The 18,383-nt window shown below is 71.6% G+C and carries 16 protein-coding genes; 7 read left to right on the top strand and 9 right to left on the bottom strand.

Going from position 1 to position 18,383, the window contains the following annotated elements; translation table 11 throughout:
* Window positions 1-184: 184 nt before the first annotated feature.
* Together serA and DRV84_RS12550 are read left to right on the top strand one after the other, a co-directional pair.
* Window positions 185-1,780, top strand: coding sequence for a phosphoglycerate dehydrogenase (gene serA / locus DRV84_RS12555; protein WP_115981231.1), 1,596 nt, complete (start codon window positions 185-187; stop codon window positions 1,778-1,780).
* Between the two features lie 114 nt (window positions 1,781-1,894).
* The gene (locus tag DRV84_RS12550; RefSeq protein WP_115981229.1) at window positions 1,895-2,623 is read left to right on the top strand and encodes a metallophosphoesterase family protein; all 729 of its coding nucleotides are present in this window, start codon (window positions 1,895-1,897) and stop codon (window positions 2,621-2,623) included.
* Here DRV84_RS12550 and DRV84_RS12545 read toward each other — a convergent pair.
* On the bottom strand, window positions 2,620-3,804 hold the full coding sequence (locus DRV84_RS12545) for an amino acid aminotransferase (protein ID WP_115981227.1): 1,185 nt from the start codon (window positions 3,802-3,804) through the stop codon (window positions 2,620-2,622). The genes DRV84_RS12550 and DRV84_RS12545 overlap by 4 nt on opposite strands.
* Window positions 3,804-4,658, bottom strand: a complete 855-nt coding sequence (sseA, locus tag DRV84_RS12540) for a 3-mercaptopyruvate sulfurtransferase (RefSeq protein WP_239995070.1) — start codon at window positions 4,656-4,658, stop codon at window positions 3,804-3,806. Before sseA ends, DRV84_RS12545 begins: the two co-directional genes overlap by 1 nt.
* A 308-nt stretch (window positions 4,659-4,966) precedes the next feature.
* Here sseA and DRV84_RS12535 point away from each other — a divergent pair, with 308 nt between their 5' ends.
* The 3 genes from DRV84_RS12535 to DRV84_RS12525 all read left to right on the top strand — a co-directional run bounded on the left by DRV84_RS12535 (window position 4,967) and on the right by DRV84_RS12525 (window position 8,536).
* Window positions 4,967-6,205, top strand: coding sequence for a cytochrome P450 (locus DRV84_RS12535; RefSeq protein ID WP_115981222.1), 1,239 nt, complete (start codon window positions 4,967-4,969; stop codon window positions 6,203-6,205).
* A gap of 82 nt (window positions 6,206-6,287) precedes the next feature.
* On the top strand, window positions 6,288-7,292 hold the full coding sequence (locus tag DRV84_RS12530) for a zinc-dependent alcohol dehydrogenase family protein (protein ID WP_115981220.1): 1,005 nt from the start codon (window positions 6,288-6,290) through the stop codon (window positions 7,290-7,292).
* Window positions 7,274-8,536 carry a thiolase family protein gene (locus DRV84_RS12525; protein ID WP_115981218.1) on the top strand — a complete coding sequence of 421 codons (1,263 nt, stop codon included), beginning with the start codon at window positions 7,274-7,276 and terminating at the stop codon, window positions 8,534-8,536. Before DRV84_RS12530 ends, DRV84_RS12525 begins: the two co-directional genes overlap by 19 nt.
* 43 nt (window positions 8,537-8,579) lie before the next feature.
* Here DRV84_RS12525 and DRV84_RS12520 read toward each other — a convergent pair whose 3' ends face one another.
* Window positions 8,580-9,383 (bottom strand): enoyl-CoA hydratase/isomerase family protein, encoded by an 804-nt coding sequence (locus DRV84_RS12520; protein ID WP_205026737.1) that lies wholly within the window; start codon window positions 9,381-9,383, stop codon window positions 8,580-8,582.
* A 152-nt stretch (window positions 9,384-9,535) separates the two neighbouring features.
* Here DRV84_RS12520 and DRV84_RS12515 point away from each other — a divergent pair, with 152 nt between their 5' ends.
* Entirely contained in the window at window positions 9,536-10,162 is a 627-nt protein-coding gene (locus DRV84_RS12515) for a TetR/AcrR family transcriptional regulator (RefSeq protein WP_158547806.1), read from the top strand.
* 31 nt (window positions 10,163-10,193) lie between these two features.
* Here DRV84_RS12515 and DRV84_RS12510 read toward each other — a convergent pair whose 3' ends face one another.
* On the bottom strand, window positions 10,194-11,753 hold the full coding sequence (locus tag DRV84_RS12510; protein ID WP_158547805.1) for a class I adenylate-forming enzyme family protein: 1,560 nt from the start codon (window positions 11,751-11,753) through the stop codon (window positions 10,194-10,196).
* Between the two features lie 160 nt (window positions 11,754-11,913).
* Here DRV84_RS12510 and DRV84_RS12505 point away from each other — a divergent pair, with 160 nt between their 5' ends.
* Window positions 11,914-12,861, top strand: a complete 948-nt coding sequence (locus tag DRV84_RS12505; RefSeq protein ID WP_115981271.1) for an NAD(P)H-dependent flavin oxidoreductase — start codon at window positions 11,914-11,916, stop codon at window positions 12,859-12,861.
* Here DRV84_RS12505 and DRV84_RS12500 read toward each other — a convergent pair.
* The 5 genes from DRV84_RS12500 to DRV84_RS12480 all read right to left on the bottom strand — a co-directional run bounded on the left by DRV84_RS12500 (window position 12,831) and on the right by DRV84_RS12480 (window position 18,132).
* Window positions 12,831-14,381 (bottom strand): class I adenylate-forming enzyme family protein, encoded by a 1,551-nt coding sequence (locus DRV84_RS12500; protein WP_115981209.1) that lies wholly within the window; start codon window positions 14,379-14,381, stop codon window positions 12,831-12,833. The two genes, DRV84_RS12505 and DRV84_RS12500, sit on opposite strands and share 31 nt — an antisense overlap.
* Before the next feature lie 5 nt (window positions 14,382-14,386).
* Entirely contained in the window at window positions 14,387-15,694 is a 1,308-nt protein-coding gene (locus DRV84_RS12495; protein WP_115981207.1) for a TRAP transporter large permease, read from the bottom strand.
* On the bottom strand, window positions 15,691-16,239 hold the full coding sequence (locus DRV84_RS12490) for a TRAP transporter small permease (RefSeq protein WP_115981205.1): 549 nt from the start codon (window positions 16,237-16,239) through the stop codon (window positions 15,691-15,693). Before DRV84_RS12490 ends, DRV84_RS12495 begins: the two co-directional genes overlap by 4 nt.
* Window positions 16,239-17,273: a TRAP transporter substrate-binding protein DctP gene (gene dctP / locus DRV84_RS12485; protein WP_115981203.1), complete on the bottom strand. Its 1,035-nt coding sequence runs from the start codon at window positions 17,271-17,273 to the stop codon at window positions 16,239-16,241. Before dctP ends, DRV84_RS12490 begins: the two co-directional genes overlap by 1 nt.
* Window positions 17,274-17,673: 400 nt before the next feature.
* Complete coding sequence (locus DRV84_RS12480; RefSeq protein WP_115981201.1) at window positions 17,674-18,132, bottom strand: hypothetical protein; 459 nt, start codon at window positions 18,130-18,132, stop codon at window positions 17,674-17,676.
* Between the last annotated feature and the right edge of the window lie 251 nt (window positions 18,133-18,383).

The raw sequence follows: 18,383 nt of genomic DNA, 5'->3' as shown, positions 1-18,383 counted from the left end.
CGGGGCGGCGCGCGCCGGGCCTGCCCCGCGCCGCCGCGCCCGGTCCGTGCGCCGCGTGCCGCCCGCCTGAGGGCGCGCGCCCCTTCTCCGACATCCCCCGGGACGCGGGCCCGCGTCCCTCCCGACACCCCTCCGGCGCGCGCGCGTCTGCGCGGTCCCCGGACCCCTGAACAAGGACAGACCAATGGCTCCCAAGGTTCTCGTTTCCGACAAGCTTTCCGAAACCGCCGTGCAGATCTTCCGCGACCGCGGGATCGACGTCGACTTCATGCCCGAGGTCGGCAAGGACAAGGAAAAGCTGCAGGAGATCATCGGCCAGTACGACGGCCTCGCCATCCGCTCGGCGACCAAGGTGACCGCGAAGCTCCTCGAGGCGGCGGACAACCTGAAGGTCGTGGGCCGCGCCGGCATCGGCGTGGACAACGTCGACCGCGACGCGGCCTCCAAGAAGGGCGTGATCGTGATGAACACGCCCTTCGGCAACTCGATCACCACCGCCGAGCACGCCATCGCGATGATGTTCGCCGTCGCCCGCCAGATCCCGGAGGCCAGCGCTTCCACTCAGGCGGGCAAGTGGGAGAAGTCGCGCTTCATGGGCGTGGAACTCACCGGCAAGACGCTCGGCGTGATCGGGGCGGGCAACATCGGCTCCATCGTCTGCGACCGCGCCCGCGGCCTGCGGATGAAGGTCGTGGCCTACGATCCCTTCCTCAGCCAGGAGCGCGCCGACAAGATGGGCGTCGAGAAGGTCGAGCTCGACGAGCTGCTCGGCCGGGCGGATTTCATCACGCTGCACGTGCCGCTCACCGACCAGACGGAGAACATCCTCTCGCGCGAGAACCTCGAGAAGACGAAGAAGGGCGTGCGCATCATCAACTGCGCGCGCGGCGGGCTCGTGGACGAGCAGGCCCTCGCCGACCTGATCGAGGCGGGCCACGTCGGCAGCGCCGGCATCGACGTCTTCGCCGAGGAGCCGGCCACCGAGAACCCGCTCTTCGGTCTGCCGAACGTCGTCTGCACCCCGCACCTCGGCGCGGCGACCTCGGAAGCGCAGGAGAACGTGGCGCTGCAGGTGGCCGAGCAGATGTCGGACTACCTGCTGACAGGCGCGGTGCAGAACGCGCTCAACATGCCCTCGGTCACCGCCGAGGAGGCGAAGGTCATGGGGCCCTGGATCGAGCTCGCCGGGCATCTCGGCGCCTTCATCGGGCAGATGACGGACGAGCCGATGCAGGCGATCAACATCCTCTACGACGGCGCGGCGGCCGAGATGAACCTCGAGGCGCTGAACTGCGCGGTGATCGCCGGCATCCTCAAGCGCGCCAACCCGGACGTGAACATGGTCTCCGCCCCGGTCGTCGCGCAGGAGCGCGGAATCAAGACCTCGACCACCAAGCAGGGGAAATCCGGCGCCTTCGAGGGCTACATCAAGGTCACCGTCGTCACCGCGAAGCGCGAGCGCTCGATCGCCGGCACGGTCTTCTCGGACGGCAAGCCGCGCTTCATCCAGATCAAGGGCATCAACATCGACGCTGAGGTCGGGCGGCACATGCTCTACACCACCAACGAGGACGCCCCCGGCATCATCGGCACGCTGGGCCGGACCCTCGGCGACAATGGCGTGAACATCGCCAACTTCACCCTCGGCCGGAAGGAGGCGCAGGGCGAGGCGATCGCGCTTCTCTACGTCGACGAGCCCGTCCGGGCCGAGGCGGTCAAGGCGCTGCAGGACACCGGGCTCTTCGGGCAGGTCAAGCCGCTGGCCTTCGACGTGGCCTGACGCCGGCCCTCATCGGCCCGGATCGGGCCTCTTCGGGCGCCCCGCGCCGCGAGGAGGCCCGGCCCCGGGCCGACGCGCGGCGCGCGCAGGCCGCCGAGTTCACGAGCGAGTCGCATGGACCCTCACGCCCCTCTCTACGCCGTCGGCGATATCCACGGTCAGCTCCCCGAGCTCGAGCGCGCGCTCGCCCGGATCGAGGCGGACGGCGGGCCGGAGGCGCCCGTCGTCTTCCTCGGCGATCTGGTGGACCGAGGCCCGGATAGTCGCGGCGTGCTCGACAGGCTGATCGCCGGGATCGAGGCCGGCCGTCCCTGGACCGTGGTCAAGGGCAACCACGACGAGATGTTCGAGCGCTTCCTGACGCTGAACACGCTCGATCATCACCGCATCGTCTCGGGTGTGAACTGGTTCGCCGACCGCCTCGGTGGGCGGGCGACGCTGCGCTCCTACGGCGTGGACCCGGACGCCGCCCCGACGGCGGAGGCGCTCCTCTTCGCGGCGCGGGAGGCGGTGCCGGCGGGGCACCTGCATTTCCTGCAGAGCCTGCCGCGCTGGCATCAGGTGGACGGGTATCTCTTCGTGCACGCCGGCATCCGTCCCGGCGTGCCGTGGCCCGAGCAGGACCCGGAGGATTTCCTCTGGATCCGGCAGCCCTTCCTCGACCACCCGGGGCCCTTCCCGTGGCTGGTCGTGCATGGCCACACGCCGGGCAAGCGGCCGGTGCGCCACGCGAACCGGGTCAACATGGACGGCGGCGCGGGCCACGGGCGCGCGCTCATCCCGGCGGTCTTCGAGGGCGGCGATGCCTGGCTGCTGGAGGAACGCGGGCGGGCGGCCTTCTAGACGCCGGCCCTGACGATCGCCTCGGCGAGGATGGGCACCGTCGCCTCGTTCAGGCCGGCGATGTTCATCCGGCTGTCGCCCACCATGTAGACGCCGTGATCCTCGCGCAGGCGCTGCACCTGTTCGGGCGTCGCGCCGAGGCGCGAGAACATGCCGCGATGCTCGGCGAGGAAGGCGAAGCGGTCCGAGCCCGCGCGCGCCCGAAGCTCCGCCGCGAGCGCCTCGCGCAGGTGGAGCATCCCGGTGCGCATCTCCTCGAGCTCGGCCTCCCAGTCGGCGCGCAGCTCCGGGTCGGTGAGCACCATGGTCACCGCCCGCGCCCCGTGATCCGGCGGGAAGGAGTAGTTCTGCCGGTTGAGGTAGGCGAGGTTGTCCTGAACCGCCGCGACGCGGTCGGTGTCCTGTCCGGCGGCCATCAGCGCGCCGGTGCGCTCGCGGTAGACGCCGAAGTTCTTCGAGCAGCTGACTGCGATCAGTGTCTCGGGCAGGGAGGACGCGATCAGCCGCGTCGGCCCCGCATCCGCCGCGAGCCCGTCGCCGAAGCCCTGATAGGCGAGGTCGATCATCGGCGTCGCGCCGGTCGTGCGCAGCACCGAGACGATGTCGCGCCAGGCCGCCGCGCCCGGGTTCGCGCCGGTCGGGTTGTGACAGCACCCGTGCAGGAGCACGATGTCGCCCGGCCGCGCCCGCTCCAGATCGGCGAGCATGCCCTCGCTGTCCACGGTGCAGGTGGCGTCGTCGAAATAGCGGTAGGGCACCGTCTCGATCCCGAGGTGCTTGAGGATCGAGAGGTGGTTGGGCCAGGTCGGATCGGAGACGAATACGCGCAGCCCCGGGTTGGCCATGCGCGCCAGTTCGAAGGCCTGACGCACCGCGCCCGTGCCGCCCGGCGTCGCCGCCGAGGCGACGTGCGGCCGCGAGAGCGCGTCGCCGAGCACCAGATCGATCATCGCGTCGTTGAAGGCCGGATCGCCCGTGAGCCCAACGTAGGATTTCGTCGTCTGCTCCTCCCAGAGGCGCTTCTCGGCGGCCTTGATCGCGCGCATCACCGGGGTCACGCCCTCGGCGTTCTTGTAGACGCCCACGCCGAGGTCGATCTTCTCGGCGCGCGGATCGTCGGCGTAGAGCTTCATCAGCTCGATGATCTTGTCGGGCGGCTGCTGGCTGAGCGTCTCGAACATCAGGCGTCTCCGGTGGCGACGGGCAGCGTGGGGAAGCGGCCCCATTCGGCCCACGAGCCGTCGTAGAGCGCGTGGTCGGCCTTCCCGAGCCGCGCCAGCGCGAGGTTGACGATCGCCGCGGTCACGCCGGAGCCGCAGCTGGTGATCACGGGTTTCGACAGGTCCACGCCGGCGGCCTCGAAGGCGGCGCGGAGCGCGGCCGGGTCCTTCATCGTGCCGTCCTCGGTCAGAAGCTCGGTGAAGGGCAGGTTGCGCGAGCCCGGGATATGGCCCGCGCGCAGCCCCTCGCGCGGCTCGGGGGCCTCGCCGCGGAAGCGGTCGGCGGGGCGGGCGTCCACGATCTCGTGGTCGCCGAGCTTCACCGCCGCCGAGACCTGCGTGACGTCCTTGACGAGGTGGTTCTGCTTGCGCGCGGTCATGTGCCGGTCGCGCACCACGGGGGGCATGTCGTCGAGCGGCCGGCCCTCGGCCTGCCACTTGGGCAGACCGCCGTCGAGCACCGCCACGTCGTCCTGCCCCATCAGCTTCAGCGTCCACCAGACGCGCGCCGCCGAGAAGAGCCCGGCGCCGTCGTAGACGACCACCTGATGCCCGTCGCCCACGCCCATGCCGCGCAGGCGCGACATGAATTTCTCGACCGGGGGCGCCATGTGCGGAAGCTCCGAGCGGGCGTCGGCGATCTCGTCGATGTCGAAGAAGCGCGCGCCGGGGATGTGCCCGGCCTCGTATTCGGCGCGGGCGTCGCGGCTCTGATCCGGCATGTACCACGACCCGTCGAGCACCCGCAGGTCGGGATCGTCGAGATGCGCGGCGAGCCAGTCGGTCGAGACCAGCGTCTTCGGATCGTCCGTCACCCTGCACCTCCTCCGCCGGGGCCGTCGTGTCTGCCTACGACAGGGCGCGGCGCGCGGCAAGAGCGCCGCCGCGCGCGGCCGCCGGACCGGCGCCGCCATGGCGACCGGGGCCGGTCGCGCGCGGGGGGGCAGTCGGTTGGGCGCCCTGCGGGCGGCAAGGCCGCCGCATCCGAACGGTCCGCCCGGCGCCAAGTTTCGCCTGCCGCGCGGCGGGCGGCGACCGCCCCCGGGCATCTGCGGGCTTGTCAGGCGGACGTGGCGGCGCTATTAACAAACGATCGTTTGGTAAAAGAGGACCAGGGGAACGCATGGACGGTCAGGGCGCCGATGACCTCGTGTACGATCCGTCCGACCCGGCGGTGATGGCGGACCCGTTTCCCGTCTACGCGCGCCTGCGCGATGAGGACCCGGTCCACTGGAGCCCCTCGGTCAAGTCCTGGATCGTCACGCGCTACGACGACGTGCGCGATCTGCTGCTCTCCGACCATCTGTCGGTGAACCGGCTCGTGCGCTTCTACACGGCCCGCCCGCCCGAGGAGGCGGCGCTCCTGCGCGACCTGATCCATTACCTCAACCTGTGGCTGGCGTTCCGCGACCCGCCCGATCACACGCGCCTGCGGCGGATCATGCGCCACGCCTTCACCGCCCCGGCGATCGAGCGGATGCGCCCCAACATCGTCGAGATCACGGAGATGCTGCTCGATCGTCTCGAGACGCGCGGCGCGGCGCGCGTCGATCTGATCCGGGAGTTCGCGCTGCAACTGCCGGCCTTCGTGATCATGGACCTGCTCGACGTGCCGCGCGACCGGCTCGACGACTTCAAGGCATGGTCCGACGACATGGCCGTTTTCATCGGCGGCGCCCGCAACGCGACCGACAAGTACACGCGCGCCGCGCGCGGATGCCGCAAGATGTCGGCCTATTTCCGGGACCTCGTGGCCGAGCGCCGGCGCGATCCGCGGCCGAGCTTCCTCATGGACCTGATCGAGGCGCAGGACGACGGCGACAGCCTGACCGACGACGAGCTCGTGGCGACCTGCATCCTCGTTCTCTTCGCCGGGCACGAGACGACCACGAATCTCATCGGCAACGCGGCGCTCCTGTTGCTGCGCCATCCCGATCAGCTGGCGTCGCTGCGCGCGGACCCGGGGCGCATTCACGGCGCGATCGAGGAGGTGCTGCGCTACGACGGGCCGACGAACGCGCTGGTGCGCGAGGTCGCGGAGGATCACGTGCTGCACGGCCGCCACCTGCGGGAGGGCGACCGGGTCTTCGTCATGGTCAATTCGGCCAACCGCGACCCGCGCCAGTTCTCCGAGCCCGAGCGCTTCGACATCACCCGCACGCAGAACCGGCACCTGACCTTCGGGCAGGGGATTCACCTCTGCCTCGGGGCGAAGCTCGCGCGGGAGGAGGGGCGCGTCGCCGTGCAGGCGCTCTTCGAGCGGTTCCCGGAGCTGGCCCTCGATCCGGAGGAGCCGCCCGAATGGCTCGACGCGATGGTGCCGCGGGGCACCCGGCGCCTGCCCGTGCGCCTGAAAGGTTAGCCGCCACTCACGGCTGGGCGCGTCGGCGGCATGGTTCGCGGTCGGCGCGCCCCTCGGGTGGCCCGACAGGGGAGGCGAGGCGATGAAATACGCGATCTTCCGCCGGCACGGGCGGCCCGAGGAGGTGCTCGAGGTGGTCGAGGCGCCCGATCCCCGCCCCGGCCCGGGCGAGGTGCGGGTGCGCAACCGCGTGATGACGATCAATCCGGCCGACCTCTTGACCGTCGAGGGGCGATACGGCGCCGAGCCCGTCGCGCTGCCGGCGACCCCGGGCGTCGGCGCCTACGGCATCGTGGACGCGGTGGGCGACGGGGTGACGCGGCTCGCGCCGGGCGACGCGGTGCTGCCGGCGGGGCAGGGACTCTGGGCCGACACGGTGGTGCTCGACGCGCGCATGGCGCCGCGCGCGCCGGAGGGCGCCGACCCCGAACAGGCCGCCCTGATGCGGGCCAATCCCGGGACCGCCCGGCTTCTCCTGACCACGATCGCCGACCTCGCGCCGGGCGACTGGATCGTTCAGAACGCCGCGAACTCCAACGTCGGGCGGATGGTGATCCGCTTCGCCCGCGAGATGGGGGTGCGCACCGTCAACATCGTGCGCCGGGAGGACGTCCGCGCCGCGCTCATGGCCGACGGCGCCGATGCCGTGATCGTGGACGGCGGCGACACGGACCTCGCCTCCGCCGTCGCCGGGGTGGCCGGCGCCCCGCCACGGCTCGCGCTCGACGCGGTGGGCGGGGGCGCGACGGCCGAGCTCGCCGCCGCGGTGGGCGCGCACGGTCGGGTCGTTGTCTACGGCCTCTTGTCCGGAGAGGACAGCCGCGTGGGCGCGCGCGATCTCGTGTTCCGGGACGTGCGCGTGCAGGGCTTCTGGCTCGCGGAGTGGTACCGCACCGCGTCGCCCGAGGCGATGCGCGACCTGCACGGCTTCCTCGCGCGGAAGCTCGCCGAGGGCGTGATCCACACCGATGTGGAGGCGCGCTACCCCCTCGACCGCCTGCGCGACGCGGTCGCCCATGCCGCGCGGGGCGGGCGCGCGGGCAAGATCCTTCTGACGGGAGAGAGCGCATGCGCGACGTCTACGTGATCGCCACGTCCTGCACGGCCTTCGGCAAGCGTCCGGAGGACGGGTTCAAGGATCTCGCCCGGGAGGCCTATCTCGAGTGTCTGGCCGATGCCGGCTGGGAGGACGGCGCGCCGATCGAGCAGGCGTGGTTCGGCAACTGCGGGATGGGCACCTTCGGTCAGCGCAACATCCGCGGGCAGGTCTGCTTCACGCCGCTGGTCCGGGAGGGGCTCTTTCCCGAACGGGTGCCGATGATCAATGTCGAGGGTGGATGCGCGACCGCCTCGATGGCGTTGCACGGCGCATGGAAGGACGTGGCATCGGGCGACATGGAGGTGGCGCTGGCCATCGGCGTCGAGAAGACCTTCGTGCCCGACGATCCCGCCCGCACGCTCGAGATCTTCGAGGGGGGCATCGATCAGCTCGATCCCGGGGATTGGCACGCCTACTACCGCGCGCGAGGGGAGGAGGCCGGCAAGCCCTTCGAGCCGAACGGCGGCGGCGGAACGGTCTTCATGAACACCTACGCGATGCAGGCCGCCTGGCACATGCGCCGCCACGGCACCACGCGCGAGCAGATCGCCGTCGCCGCGTCCAAGAGCCACCGCCACGGGGCGCTCAACCCGAAGGCGCAGTACCGCTTCGAGGTGTCCGTCGAGGCGGCGCTGGCCGACCGCGAGGTCTCGTGGCCGATCACCCGCGCGATGGCCGCGCCGGTGGGCGACGGGGCGGCGGCGGCGATCCTCGTGTCCGGCGACGCGCTCGCGCGGATGCCGGAGGCCGTGCGGCGCCGGGCCGTGAAGGTGCGCGCCTCGGTGCTCAGCGGCGGCAAGTACCGCGCCGCCGACGAGCCGGGCCTGAGCCGCGTCGCCGCGCGCAAGGCCTACGACAGGGCGGGGCTCGGCCCGGCGGACGTGGACCTGCTGGAGGTGCACGACGCGACGTCCTTCTGCGAGATCTTCCAGCTCGAGATGCTGGGCTTCGCCGAGGACGGCGGCGGCGGCCCCCTGGTCGAGAGCGGCGCGACGGCGCTGGGCGGGCGGTTGCCGGTGAACCTTTCCGGCGGACTGGTGTCCAAGGGGCATCCGGTGGGCGCCACCGGCCTGTCGATGATCCACGAGCTCGCGCTGCAGCTCCGCGGCGAGGCCGGGGCGCGGCAGACGGAGCGCGCGCGGATCGCGCTCGCCGAGAACGGCGGCGGCGTCATCGGCTTCGACGAGGCGGCCTGCTCGGTGATTCTGCTGGAGGCGCCCGAAACACGCTGAGACGCGGCATGCCCTGCGCCGCGCGATCAGCTGGCGCGCGCGGTCACGGCTCGTCGGTGATCCGGCGGCGGCCGGCGGCGCCCTCGTCGAGCAGCGCGCCGGCCTCCGGCGTCGTCATCAGGTCGCAGAAGAGCGTGCGCTCCAGCGCGAAATCCTCGGCGTCGCCGGTCACGCCCCGCCGGGTCAGCCGCTTGATGTGCGCCAGCGCCCGTGCGGGCTTCGCCGCGAGGCGGGCGGCGAGGGTACGCGCGGCGGCGACCGCGTCCGCCCCTCCGTCGAGGGCGAGCCCGCTCGCCACCATCTCCTGCGGGGTCAGCGTGTCGCCCGTCAGCGTCATCTGCAGCGCGCGCGACAGCCCCACGAGCGTCGGCAGGCGTTGCGTGCCGCCGGCCCCCGGCAGCAGGCCGAGGTTGATTTCCGGCAGGCCGAAGGCATGGTCGCCGGCCTCGACCACCCGCAGATCGCAGGCGAGTGCCAGTTCGAAGCCGCCGCCCATCGCCGTGCCGTTCAATGCGGCGACGTGGACCGTCGTGCCCTCCTCCATCAGGCGGAGCGCGCGGTGGATCGGCGCCTCCTTCACCGGGCGATCCATGGAGAAGGTCATGCCCCGCGCGGCCATCGACCGGGCCTGCGGCGCGAGCGCCTTCAGGTCGTAGTGCCGGATGAAGACGCCGGGCGTGCCACCGGACAGGACGCAGACGCGCACGGCGGGGTCGGCCTCGACGCGGGCGACCGCGTCGAGCAGCGCGTCCTCCATCGTCCGGTCCATGTATCCCGCGTCCGGGTTCGAGACGACGATCCGCGCGACCGGGCCCTCGAGGTGCAGCATCGCTTGTCCGTTGGTCATGGCCGGTCGCTCCCGTTTCGGTCGAGGGGATGCATTCGCGCTCGAAAATCAAACATACACTTGGTAGAACACGCGGCGAGAGGGCGTCTTGCCGTCCGCTGCGCGCGCGGGGCCGGACGGCGGTCGCCCGTGCGCCGACGAAGGAGACCATCTTGGACAGGCAGGAGGCAGACGCGGGCCGCGGCCCCGCCCCCGGTGACAGGCCGCGCCGCCGCAACAAGCGCGAAGAGGTACTCCTCAAGGCGGCCGAGCTGATCGCGCGCCACGGCATCGACGGTACCTCGATGCGCGACATCGCGGCGGCGGTCGATATGCTGCCGGGGTCGCTCTACTACCACTTCGCGTCCAAGGAAGAGATGCTGCAGGCCATTCACGAGCGCGTCGTGGCCGACATGACCCGGCGTGTCGAGGCGGCGGTGGCGCGCGCGACGCGCCCGTGGGACCGGCTGGAGGCGGCGGCCGTGGCGCATCTCGAGGGGCTGATCGCCACCGGCAACATGATCACCATCATCTCTCCCGATTTCGCCGAGGACCGGCGCGCGCTCAACGCCACGCTCAAGGCGCAGCGCAATACCTACGAGGTCCTGTTCCGCGATCTCTTCGAGGCGCTCGGCCTGCCCGAGGGCGTCGATCCGGCGCTGCTGCGGCTTCAGCTTCTGGGCGCGCTGAACTGGGTGCCGGTCTGGTTCGACCCGGCCGCCGAACGGGCGCCGGCCGAGATCGCGCGCGCCTTCGTCGCGACGCTGCGCACGGCCTACGGCGACCGGGCGCAGGGCTGAGGCGCGTCCGGGGCCGGTCACGCGCACGGCCTCAGCTCGCGGCGTCGCGCCAGTAGGGCGCGCGCAGCTCCTTCTTGACGACCTTGCCGAGCGCGTTGCGCGGGAACGCCTCGCGGAACTCGACCCCGACGAGGCGCTGCGTCTTGGCCAGCCGGGCGTTGGCCCAGTCCCGGATGGCGTCCGGCGTCGCGGTCGCGCCCTCGGCCGGGATCACCAGCGCGAGGCAGCTCTCCCCCCATTTCTCGTGCGGCACGCCGATCACCGTGACGTCCCGGACATCCGGATGCGCGCCGACGATCTCCTCAACGTCGGTGGGAAAGACGTTGAAGCCGCCCGAGATGATCATGTCCTTCTTGCGGTCCACGATCCGCAGGAAGCCGTCCTCGTCCAGAACGCCGATATCGCCGGACCGCACGAAGGTGCGCCCGCGCTCGTCGCGCCAGATCAGCTCGGCCGTCTGCGCGTCGCGGCCGTTGTAGGCCTGCATCAGCCCCGCGCCGTAGCCCGCGATCTCGCCCGGCGTGCCGCGTGGCGCCTCGTTGCCCGCATCGTCGAGGATGCGCACCTCGAACCCGAGGACCGGCGTGCCCACCGTGTCGAACTTCGCCTCGTGCTGGTGCGGCTTCAGGATGCTCGCGAAGCCCTCGGAGAAGCCGTAAAGCTCGTAGAGGCCGGGGGACAGGCGCGCGATGATCCGGCGCTTGGTCTCGCGCCGGAGCGGCGAGCCGGCGGAGAGGACCGTGCGCAGGCTCGACAGGTCCGCTGTTTCGAGCTCCGGGCGTTCGAGGACCATCACGTATTGCGCCGGGACCATGAAGGTGTGCGTGATCCCCTCCCGCGCGACCGTCTCGAGGAACGCCCCGGGATCGAAGGCGGGCATGACGTGCAGCGTCCCGCCCGCGAAGAGCGTGGGCAGCATCATCAGCCAGGTGCCGTTTGAGTAGAGCGGCGTGGTGGTGAGCGCCCGGCTTTCGGAGCCGAAGCCCATCTCGACCGCGTTGGAAAAGGCCCAGTGCAGACGCGCGCGATGCGTCTGCACGATCCCCTTGGGCAGGCCCGTCGTGCCAGAGGAATAGATGATGTTGAAGGCGTCGGTCGTCGCGTGGCGCACCTCCGGCACGGTGTCGGGGGTGGTGCGGTAGATCTCCTCGAGCGCGGGCCAGCCGTCCGCCGTGAAGCCGGAGGCCACCCATGTCCCGACGTCCGTGCCCGCCCCGGCGAGCGCATGGGCGCGCTCGGCGAACTCGGCCGAGACGAAGGCGGTGCGCGCGCCGCAGTCCGCGAGCAGGCTGCCGAGCTGCTCGGTGGTCAGCAGCCCCGAGAGCGGGACCACGCAGCCGCCGGCGCGCACGACGCCGAACAGGCACTCCAGCATCTCGACCGAGTTGCCCATCATCACGGCGACACGGTCGCCCTTCGCGAGCCCCGCCTGCCGGAGGAAGGTCGCGACGCGGTTGATATTGGCGACGAAGGCGCCCCAGCTCCGCCGCTCCGCGCCGCAGATCACGGCCGGCTTGTCGGGGTAATGTCTGGCGTGCGCCGCGAAGAGATCGGGCAGATAGACCTGTGCGTCGTCGATCACGTCGGTCATGGCGGTCAGCGCTCCTCCCCTGGTCGTCCGGGCGGCGCCCGCCGCGTCCGCCCGGCGCGCCGCCGATCCTCCCGCGGCGGCACCTGCGACAGCGTAGCGCAGATCGTCTGGTGTGCCAAACGGTTGTTTGTTAGTCTGCGCCCAACGGGGAGGGCGCCGCATGTGGCCGACGGACAGGACCGGACCCGCGCTCCGGGCGCATCTGTCGGAGCGTCTGGCGCTGCCGCTTTTCGTGGCGCCGATGTTCCTCGTCTCAGGGCCGGAACTCATCATCGCCGCGGCCCGCGCCGGGGCGCTCTCGGCCTTCCCCTCGATCAACGCGCGCACGGGCGCGGCGCTCGTGGCGTGGCTCGAGCGGATCGCCGAGGGCGCCCGCGGCGGCGCGCCATGGGGCGTGAACCTGATCGTGCACCGCTCCAACGCGCGTCTGCAAGACGACCTCGCAGCGACGGTGCGGGCGAGGGCGCCGCTCGTCGTGGCCTCGGTCGGGCCGCCGGACGACGTGGTCGCGGCGGTGCACGCCTACGGCGGGCTGGTCTTTTCCGATGTGGCCAGCGTGCGCCACGCGCGCAAGGCCGCGGCGGCGGGGGTCGACGGCCTGGTGCTGTTGACGGCGGGGGCCGGCGGCAACACCGGATGGCTCAACCCCTTCGCCTTCGTCGCCGAGGTCCGGCGGTTCTTCGACGGGCCGCTCGCGGTCGCGGGCGCGGTCGGAACGGGCCGGGCGCTCCATGCGCTCGAAGTGCTCGACGCCGATCTGGGCTATGCCGGAACGCCCTTCATCGCCACCGCGGAGAGTCGCGCGGCGGCCGACCACAAGGCGAGCGTCGTGACCACCGGCGCCGACGGCGTCACCCAAAGCAGCCTCGTCACCGGCATTCCGGCGAATTTCGCGCGCGAAAGCCTCGTGCGGGAGGGCGTGATCGCCCCCGACGGTACGCCGCTCCATGAGGGCGCGCTCGACATCGCCTCCTGGAAGACGGTCTGGAGCATGGGCCACGGCTGCGGCGGGGTCTCGGCCGTCCGCCCGGCGGAGGAAGTGATCGCCGGCATGGCCAAGGAGTGGCGCGCCGCGCGTCAGATGGCGCGGCCCCGGCCCGCCCAGTAGGGCGCGCGGATCTCGCGGCGCAGCACCTTGCCCGTCGCGTTGCGTGGCAGGCTCTCGCGGAACTCCACCGTTTTCGGCGCCTTCAGGCTGCCGAGCCGTGCCTTGCAGAGTTCGATGAGGGTGTCCGGCGCGATCTCGGCGCCGGGGCGCGGCTCGATCACCGCGGTCACCGCCTCGCCCCAGTCCGGATGCGGCACGCCGATCACCGCGGCGTCGAGCACGTCCGGATGCGACAGCAGCGCGCGCTCGACCTCCGCGGGAAAGACGTTGAAGCCGCCGGAAACGATCATGTCGGATTTCCGGTCCACGAGCGTCACGTAGCCCTCGGCGTCGGCCACGCCGATGTCGCCCGTCAGGTACCAGCCGTCGCGGAAGGCCGCCCGCGTGGCCTCGGCGTCGCCCGCGTAGCCCGGCGTCACGCCCCAGCTGCGCACGGCGACCTCGCCCGGCGTGCCGGGGGCCACCGTCGCGCCCGTATCGTCGACCACGCGCACCCGGCGCAGGATCGAGGGCCGGCCGATGGAGGCGAGGCGCGCAGGCGCCGCGTCGTCCGCCCCCGGCGCATGGTCCTCCGGCGGGAGGAAGGAAATTGGTCCGAGCGCCTCCGCCTGCCCGTAGAAATTGCTCATCACCGGGCCGAAGGCGGCCACCGCGTCGCGCAGCTTGTCCTCGGCCATGGGCGCGGCGGCGTAGACGAAACGGTGCAGGCTCGAATAGTCGTGCCGCTCAAGCGCCGGGTCGGCGAGCATCCGGTAGATCAGCGTCGGCGGCAGGAACAGGATCTGCGCCCGCTCCGCCTCGATCGCGGCGAGGATCTCGCCCGGCGCGGGACCATCCATCAGGATGTGCGTGCCGCCCGTGACCGTCAGCGCGAAGATGAAGGTGCCCGCGAAATGCGTCATCGGCGCGACCACGAGGTTGCGGACCGGCCCGTGCACCTCGAGCGCGTGAAGCATGTCCATCGAGGCGACGAGGTTCGTCAGATGCGTGTGGCGCACGGATTTGGAGCGGCCGGTCGTGCCGCTCGTGGCGTAGAGCGTCCAGAGATCCTGCGGGTCGTGCGGCACCTCCGGCGCCGTGGTGCCCGGCGGCGCCATCCAGTCCGAGAGGGCGGGCGCGCCCTCGGCCGCGCGGTCGAGACAGACGGCGAGGGAAAGGTCCGGGCAGACGCGGCGCACCTCGGCCAGCTCCGCCGCGAAGGCGGAGTGAAAGACGATCGCGCGGATGCCCGCGTCGCGCAGGATCTGCGCGTTCTGCGCGACCGCGTTGCGCACGTTGACGGGCACCATCACCGCCCCGGCGCGGAAGAGGCCGAACATCGCCTCCAGCCCGCGCCAGTCGTTGGGCATGTAGACGCCGACGCGCATGCCGGGGGCGATCCCGTCGCGGCCGAGCGCGGCGGCGATGCGGTGCGTGGTCGCCCGGCTCTCGGCGTAGCTGCGCGCGACCGCGCCCTGCCGGACGAAGATGCGCTCCGGCTCGAGCTCCGCCGCACGGTCGAAGAAATCGATCAGCCGCATGCGCGTTATCCCATGGTGCGGGGCAGGAGCGTCGCGATCGACGGGACGGCGAGCAGAAGCGCCAGAACCGCCATCTCGATCACGATGAAGGGCAGAACCCCCCGGAAGAGTCCGGCGGTCGTGACCCGCCGTTCGGCCGCCGCCAGCACAGCGTAGAGGTTGAGCCCCACCGGCGGCGTGATCGCCGCGATCTCGATCAGCTTGACGACGATCACCGCGAACCAGATCGGGTCCATCCCGAGCGCCTGCGAGATCGGATAGAGGAAGGGCACCGCGATCACGAGGAGCGAGACCGAGTCGAGGAACATCCCCAGCAGCAGGAACAGCGCGACGGTCATCGCGAGAAAGCCCGCCACGCCGAGCTCCGTCGAGACCACGAGCGCGCGCAGGTCGCCGATGAACCCGCTGATCGAGAGGAAGCGGCTGAAGATCAGCCCGCCGATGATGACGAGGAAGATCATCGCCGTGATCCGGGCCGATTCGAGCAGCCCGTCCCAGAGCTGTCCCCCGTCGATGCGCCGCATCGCGAGCGCGATCGCCAGCGCCCCGGCTGCGCCGACCGCGCCGGCCGCCGAGGGCGGGAAAAGCCCCGAGTAGATGCCGCCGATGACGAGGAGCATCAGGAGAAGCACGCTCCAGACCCGGCCGAGCGCGCGCAGGCGCTGCGCCCACGAGACCTGCTCGGTGATCGGCGGCGCCCATTCGGGGCGAAAATGCAGGAAGACCCGGAGCCCGGCCATGTAGCTCGCCGCGGTCAGGACGCCGGGCAGGATGCCCGCGATCAGCAGCGCGCCCACCGGCTCTCCGGTCAGAAGGGCGAAGAGCACCATGGCGATGGAGGGCGGGATCAGCCCGGCGAGCGTGCCCGCCGCCGCGATGCAGCCCGCCGAGACGCCCGGATCGTAGCGAAAGCGCAGCATCTCGGGCAGCGCCATCCGGGTGAAGACGCTCGAGGCGACGACGGTCGAGCCGGAGGCCGCGGCGAAACCGGCCTGCGCGAGGATCGTGGCCATGAAGAGCCCACCGCGCACGCGGCTCAGCATCGCCTGCGCGGCGCCGTAAAGGTCGCCGATGATCCCCGCGCGCCCGGCGATCGCGCCCATCAGCACGAACATCGGCACCACGACGAAGGTGTAATCGCTCGCCAGCGTGTAGGGCGCGCTCTTGAAGGTCGTCAGAACGAAGGTCGTGCCCACGCTGAAATAGAGCCCCGCCGCGGCGACGCCGGCCAGCGCGAAGCCCACCGGCACGCCGATGGCGAGCATGGCCAAGAGGACCGCGAAGGCGACGCCGCCCTGTTCCAGCCCGCTCATGCGTCCTCGGCCCCGTGCAGCAGGCGGCGCGCCGTCTGCAGCAGGAAAACGCCGATGGTGATGACCGCGCCCACGGCGCAGGCCACCTTCGCCGGCCAGATCGGATAGCCCAGCGTCGCCGCCGAGGTCTCGCGGATGGCGACGCTGTCGGCGGCGAGGTCGACGGCGCCGTAGGCGATCAGGCCGAAGACGAGCATCCCGGTCGCCTGGCTCGCCCACCAGCTCAGCCGCAGGAGCGGCCGCGGCAGGTGGGGCAGAAACAGGTCGACCTTGATGTGCGCATGCGTGCGCTGCACCAGCGGCCAGGCGAGGAAGATCGCCGCCGCGGCGAGCGTCCCGGACATGTCCACCTTGAACGGCAGGAACACGCCGAACACCTCTCCCGAGACGATATCGACCGCGCCCACCAGCATCACCACGAAGAGCGTCGCGCCGCAGACCGCGATCGCGGCGCGTTCGATCAGGGTCGCGCCCGCGCCCGGCGTCAGCCGGGCGCGGAGAGAGGACGCGGCCCGCCGGCGCGCGCGGGGATCGTCGTCGCCCATCACTCCTCGAAGCTTTTCGCGGCCTCGCGCTGCATTTCGACGATGGGCGCCACGGCCTCGGCCATGCCGGCCTCGTCCATGTCGTCCTGCCAGACCGCGATCATGTCGGGCGACTGCGCCACGAAATCCGCCATGTCCGCGAGCTCGACGATCTCGCCGCCGGCGTCGCGGAAGGTCTGGATCGCCTCCGCCTCCGCGCCGTCGAGCCAGTCGAGATCGCGGGCCATGGCGTCCTCGGCGACCTCGGTCATCAGGTCGCGGACGCTTTCGGGCCAGGCGTTCCAGCGGTCCGCGGGTGCGTAGAGCTGGAAGGTGGTGAAGGTGCCGGTGTTGATGTCCGACAGGTAGGGCGCCACCGATTGCAGCGAGAAGAACGGCACCCATTCGATCGGACCGAAGTTGCAGTCGAGCGTTCCGCGCTGCAGCCCCTCGCGGATCTCCGGGGCCTGCACGCGCGTCGGCACCATGCCGTAGCTTTCCATCCAGATGGGCACGTAGGCGCCGCCCACCGCGCGCACCCGCAGCCCTTCGAGGTCGGCCGTCTCCTCGATCGGGGTGTTGCAGAGCAGCCGATAGGGCGAGGTCACCGTCCACTTGATCGGGTGCAGGTTCAGCGCGTCGAGTTCGGCGCGCGTCGGCTCGGCGGCGTAGACCTGCCCGGCGAGCGCCTGCGCCGTCTCCGCATCCGCGGACACGCGGTTGAGCAGACCGGCCGCGACGGAGGTCAGCGGCATCTCGGAGGCGTGCACCGCCTGCGCGAAGACGCCGAGGTCGACGGCGCCCGAGGCGACGAGATCCTTGACCTCCAGCAGCCCGCCCAGTTGCCCCGACCAGAACAGCTCGATCTTCACGGCACCGTCGGAGCGGCGCTCGACCTCCTCGGCCCACCACTTGTCCCACTGCGCGGCGGGCCAGCTTTCCGGTAGCGGGTGCGCCATGCGCAGCGTAACGTCTGGATAGTCCTGCGCGGCGGCCTGATGCGCCGCGAGCGCCACGGCGGCGCCCGCCGCCGCGCGGATGAACGTAGTCAGCATTCTCTCCTCCCGTTCGTTTTGTCGGGAACTCCCGCCTCCCGCGGGTCTCGGACCCCGTGGAGCTCCTTGACCTAACGATCGTTTGGTGAGCGCATATGTCAAGACTTATGTGCGACGCCACGTCGCGCCGGGTCAGGGCGTCCGGACTGCGGGCGCCTCGCCGGCGGCGGCGTCGCCGCGTGTCCTGCTGGTGGGACGTGCGCTTTGGCACCGCCGGGGCTTGGCCGTCGCGGGGTCGCCCCGGCGGCCGCCTTGGGCGCATGGGTTCGGGCACGCCGTGCCGGCGGCGCGACGCCGCCGCCCCGCCGGTCGGATGCGCCCGCCCGCCGCGGCGCCGCGGCCTGTCCTGCCGTCGGGGCAGTGGCGATGCGGGCCGAGGGTCCATCGGACCCCGCCGCGCTCAGCAGCGCGGCATGCCCATCCGGATCAGCTGTTCGCCGCTCACGCGGTAGTAGCCCCGGATGCGGTGGCGCCCGGTCTCGAGAAACCAGTCGCGCAGGCGCTCGTCCGGGTAATGGGCGGCCATGATGCGGGACCATGCCTCGAACCGCTCGGGCGCCAGCGGGCGACCGTAACTCGTCGGGCCGTGAAAGCCGAAGGTGACGTCGGGCTCGACGCAGACGTTCTCGACGCCGAGAAACATCGTGCAGCTCGACAGGCAGACCCGCCCCCGGATCTCGACGCGCGCATCCTGCGCCCGCAGGCGCGCGACCTCCCGCATGCGTTCGGCGAGCAGGCCGCCGCGGTCGTTGCGGACGACGACGACGGTGCCTTGCGCCTGGCTGTCGATCGGCACGAACCACAGGGCGCCCGCGAGCGCGCAGGCCGCGGCGCGCGCGGCCAGTGATCTGACGGACATATCGCGTTCCTCTCACCCTTCGGGCGTCGCCCGAGCGGCAGCGCAGTCCGCGTGTCAGCGTCTGTCGGCCGCCGCTGCGAGCGTCGCCCACTCCCGGGGAAGAGGATGCGCGGGCCAACCTAATAAGTGGTTGAAATTAAATTTTTTTCGATAGTTTAATGATCTTTCCGAACCGGAGCCGCGCATCGGAAAAGCATGACTGACCGACCGCGGCGGTCCGTCCCGTCGCGGCGCGGCCAACCAGCCGCGCG

Origin of the sequence: Rhodosalinus sediminis (assembly GCF_003385555.1) — a bacterium.
GTDB classification, from domain to species: domain Bacteria; phylum Pseudomonadota; class Alphaproteobacteria; order Rhodobacterales; family Rhodobacteraceae; genus Rhodosalinus; species Rhodosalinus sediminis.
Note: the sequence above shows the minus strand (reverse complement) of the source record. Positions and strands in the feature narration are given on the sequence as shown.